At 65.6% G+C, this 288-nt stretch carries 1 protein-coding gene and 1 pseudogene; one reads left to right on the top strand and one right to left on the bottom strand.

Annotated features, from left to right (window positions below; translation table 11 throughout):
* Positions 1-13 precede the first annotated feature (13 nt).
* Positions 14-79 (top strand): annotated as a pseudogene (locus tag AC0L20_RS40780) (hypothetical protein); the annotation flags it as partial.
* Positions 80-96: 17 nt separating this feature from the next.
* Here AC0L20_RS40780 and earP read toward each other — a convergent pair.
* The gene (gene earP, locus AC0L20_RS40775) at positions 97-204 is read right to left on the bottom strand and encodes an elongation factor P maturation arginine rhamnosyltransferase EarP (protein WP_473295788.1); all 108 of its coding nucleotides are present in this window, start codon (positions 202-204) and stop codon (positions 97-99) included.
* Positions 205-288 lie beyond the last annotated feature (84 nt).

Below are 288 nucleotides of genomic sequence, written 5' to 3'. Positions count from 1 at the left end.
AGAGGGTGTCGATGTGCGCGACTGGCCGTGCGAATGGTCGGCAACGCCTGCGGCCGATGTGGTGATTGCGGCGTTCGCTTGCCAGTTGCCACCCGACTATATGGAAGCCATGGCCGCGCGCGAACACACGCCCTTGAACTTCACCGAAGGCAAGCGGTGGCAGCCCACCACCCAGTCCTCGGCGCTGAGGTAATCCAGGTTCATCCACAACGGCGTGTGTTCGGTGCGTGGCTTTGGCCTGGATCGCCAGGTCCGGCAACGTGCCGGCCGGGAAGCGCTCGCGGCCAC

The organism is Bradyrhizobium sp. Kon58 (assembly GCF_055807455.1).
The sequence above is the reverse complement of the archived record's forward strand: the minus strand, read 5'-3'. Positions and strand labels throughout refer to the sequence as shown.